At 70.0% G+C, this 3,458-nt stretch carries 2 protein-coding genes; one reads left to right on the forward strand and one right to left on the reverse strand.

Annotated elements, in window-relative coordinates; genetic code table 11:
- Window positions 1–742: 742 nt before the first annotated feature.
- A complete protein-coding gene (locus ACZ6S0_RS38620; RefSeq protein WP_465924290.1) occupies window positions 743–2,809 on the reverse strand; it encodes a DNA gyrase/topoisomerase IV subunit B in 2,067 nt (688 codons plus the stop codon).
- 247 nt (window positions 2,810–3,056) lie between these two features.
- Between ACZ6S0_RS38620 and ACZ6S0_RS38625 the strand changes: the two genes are divergently transcribed.
- The gene (locus ACZ6S0_RS38625) at window positions 3,057–3,287 is read left to right on the forward strand and encodes a DUF7455 domain-containing protein (protein ID WP_344887259.1); all 231 of its coding nucleotides are present in this window, start codon (window positions 3,057–3,059) and stop codon (window positions 3,285–3,287) included.
- Window positions 3,288–3,458: the final 171 nt, after the last annotated feature.

Genomic DNA, 3,458 nt, shown 5'->3' on the forward strand with positions numbered 1-3,458 from the left:
TGCAGTTGCGAGGGTGTCTAACTCTTTCGTCACACATCGAGCATGGGCACCCTCGCCCTATCTCCGCAGCTATGCCTTGGCATCAATCATCTAGCGCGAACCAGAAGAGGCGAGCCACCGCCCCCGGGCACGCCTCGGCCCCGCGAGCCAAGGACCCACCGGCCCTCCCCGCCTTCAGGGGAGGCCCACAACGCCCCACACGCCACCACAGCCGCCCCAGGAGACCCAGGGAGTGCAACGGGGCCCAGGAGCGCCTCAGCGCCCCGCATGAGCCCTCCAGCGCCTCGACCAGAACACAAGCGACACATAGGTCACAGCCGCACACAAGACACAAGCCACGCAAGACACCCGCCAGCGCCTCCAGTCAGGCCGCGCAGCAGCCCGCACGGCACACCGCCCTCGGCATCGTGCAGCGGCGGCGCACGCCTACCCTCCGGCGACATCGAGCGGGGCAGCGCTCCGCCCCACCGGCAACCGTGCAGCGGCGGCGTACGCCTGCCAGTCGGCGACGTGGAGCGGGGCAGCACGCCACCCCTCCAGCAACATGGAGCGGCGGAACGCTCCGCCCCTCCGGTGACGTGGAGCGGGGCAGCACGCCGCTCCACGTGCAACGTGCGGCGGCGGAGCGCGCCGCACGTCCGGTGACGTGGAGCACGCGCAGCCCCGCGAACTCCACGGACAGAACCGCGAGAAGATCACCCCTGTCAGGGCGTCGAGCCCCCGGGCCCCGGCGACCCGGCCCTCAGGCGTCGATGTGGTCGCGATCGACCTCGGCCGCGCTGTTGACGATGAACTCCCGCCGCGGCGCGACCTCACTCCCCATGAGCAGGTTGAAGATGCCCTCGGCCCCTTCGGCGTCCTCGATCCGCACCCGGCGCAGGATGCGGTGGCGCGGGTCCATCGTCGTCTCGGCGAGCTGGTCGGCGTCCATCTCGCCCAGACCCTTGTAACGCTGCACCGGGTCCTTCCACCGCTTGCCGCGCCGCTCCAGGTCGCGCAGCACCTTCTGCAGCTCGGCGTCGGAGTAGCAGTAGATGTACTTGTCCTTGCCGCGCCCGGGGTTGGACAGCTCGATGCGGTGCAGCGGCGGCACGGCCGCGAACACCCGCCCGGCCTCCACCATCGGCCGCATGTAGCGGTGGAACAGCGTCAGGAGCAGGCACCGGATATGAGCGCCGTCGACGTCGGCGTCGGCCATGAGGATGACCTTGCCGTAGCGCGCGGAGTCGATGTCGAACGACCGCCCCGACCCGGCCCCGACCACCTGGATGATCGCGGCGCACTCGGCGTTCTTGAGCATGTCGCTCACGGACGCCTTCTGGACGTTGAGGATCTTGCCCCGGATCGGCAGCAGCGCCTGGAACTCGGAGTCGCGGGCCAGCTTGGCCGTGCCCAGCGCCGAGTCACCCTCGACGATGAACAGCTCGCTGCGGTCGACGCCGTCGCTGCGGCAGTCGACCAGCTTGGCGGGCAGCGCGGAACTCTCCAGCGCGCTCTTGCGGCGCTGGTTGTCGCGGTGCTCGCGGGCCGCGATGCGGGCCTTGGCCGCGGCCACGATCTTCTCCAGCACCGCCCGCAGCGGCTGCTTGTAGCCGCGCGGCGGGTTGGTGAACAGCTCTCTCAGCTCGCGCGAGACCACGTGGGAGACGATGCGGGTGGCCGCCGAGGTGCCGAGCACCTCCTTGGTCTGCCCCTCGAACTGCGGCTCCGGCACCATGACGGTGACCACACCGGTCAGGCCCTCGGAGATGTCGTCCTTGGTGACGGGGTCGTCGCCGTTCTTCAGCAGGCGGGTCTCCCGCAGCAGCTCGTTGACCGTGCGGACGAGCCCGCGCTCGAGCCCCGTCAGGTGGGTGCCGCCCTTGCTGGTGGCGATCACGTTGACGAACGAGCGCACCGTGGACTCGTAGCCCTTGCCCCAGCGCAGCGCCACGTCGACGGTCAGCTCGCGCTGCACCTCGGTGGGCGTCAGGTGGCCCTGGTCGTCGAGGACCGGCACGGTCTCGTGGAAGTGCCCCAGCCCCTGCAGGCGCAGCACGTCGCAGACGGCCTCGTCGCGGGCCAGGAACTCGACGAACTCGGAGATGCCGCCCTCGAAGCGGAACTCCTCCTCGACGCGCTCCTCGTGCCTGCTGTCGTAGACGGCCAGCGTCAGGCCGGGCACCAGGAACGCGGTCTGCCGCAGGCGTACGTGGATCTCGTCGAGCGAGACCTCGGCGTCGGGCAGGAAGATCTGCGTGTCGGCCCAGAAGCGCACGCGGGTGCCGGTGACGTTCTTGGGGAGCTTGGCACCGAGGCGCAGGCCCGACTTCTTCTTGAACTTGGCCGTGGGCCCGTCGCCGTCGAACACGCCGGTGACGCCGCGTCGGAAGCTGATCTCGTGGACGAGGCCGTCGAGGTCGACCTCGACGTCGACGCGCGCCGACAGGGCGTTGACCACGGACGCGCCCACACCGTGCAGGCCGCCGGAGGCACCGTAGGAGCCGCCGCCGAACTTGCCTCCGGCGTGCAGCTTCGTGTAGACGAGCTCGACACCGGCCAGGCCGCTCTTGGGCTCGATGTCGACGGGGATGCCGCGGCCGTTGTCACGGACCTCGATGGAGCCGTCGGCGTAGAGCTCGACCTCGATCCGGTCACAGTGACCGGCCAGCGCCTCGTCGACGCCGTTGTCCACGATCTCCCAGAGGCAGTGCATCAGCCCACGGCTGTCGGTGGACCCGATGTACATGCCCGGGCGCTTGCGGACGGCCTCGAGACCCTCAAGCACCGAGAGGTGACGAGCCGTGTAACCCGCCTCCACTAGCGTCACTCCAGCTCCCCTGGTCTAAGCATCGAACACGTGTGCGTAGCCTACCGTTCTTACCGTACGTGCGCGTACAAGCTTGCCATGGCGGCACGTTTGCTGTTACCAACCGGCCGGCCGTCATTACGTTCGGACGCATTCCGCTCTCGGCGTAGCGAGGGGGCGGTTGGGAACGTCCACGTCCGGTTAGATGTTGTTCCAAGTGACTGACGCCAGATCCTCGCTTCGGCGGGGGTGACCCGAAAGGCGATACGTGACTGGAGCTCTCGCCCCCGTTAAGCCGCTGACGGCCCTCGACCGCTGCGACCGCTGCGGCGCCCAGGCCTACATTCGCGCGACCCTGCCTGTGGGTGGGGAGCTGCTGTTCTGCGCTCACCATGGGCGTCAGCACGTCGCAGCGTTGCGCGAAAAGGGTGCCGACATCCTGGACGAGTCGGCTCGGCTCAGCGAAACCCCTACGATTGCCCCCAACGGCGAGCGCTGACCCGCGCCCGTCGTGATGACATAACCACATAACGCACGAAACGCAGAGCGGCGGGGCCCCCCCCCCCCCCCCGGGGGGGGGGGCCGCGGGCGGTGACCCCCGAAACCCCCCCCCCCCCCCCCCCAGCCCGGCCCCCCACACACCCCGCCGGGCCGGGGCCCCCGGGCGGGG

Source organism: Nonomuraea sp. NPDC051298, assembly GCF_055586305.1.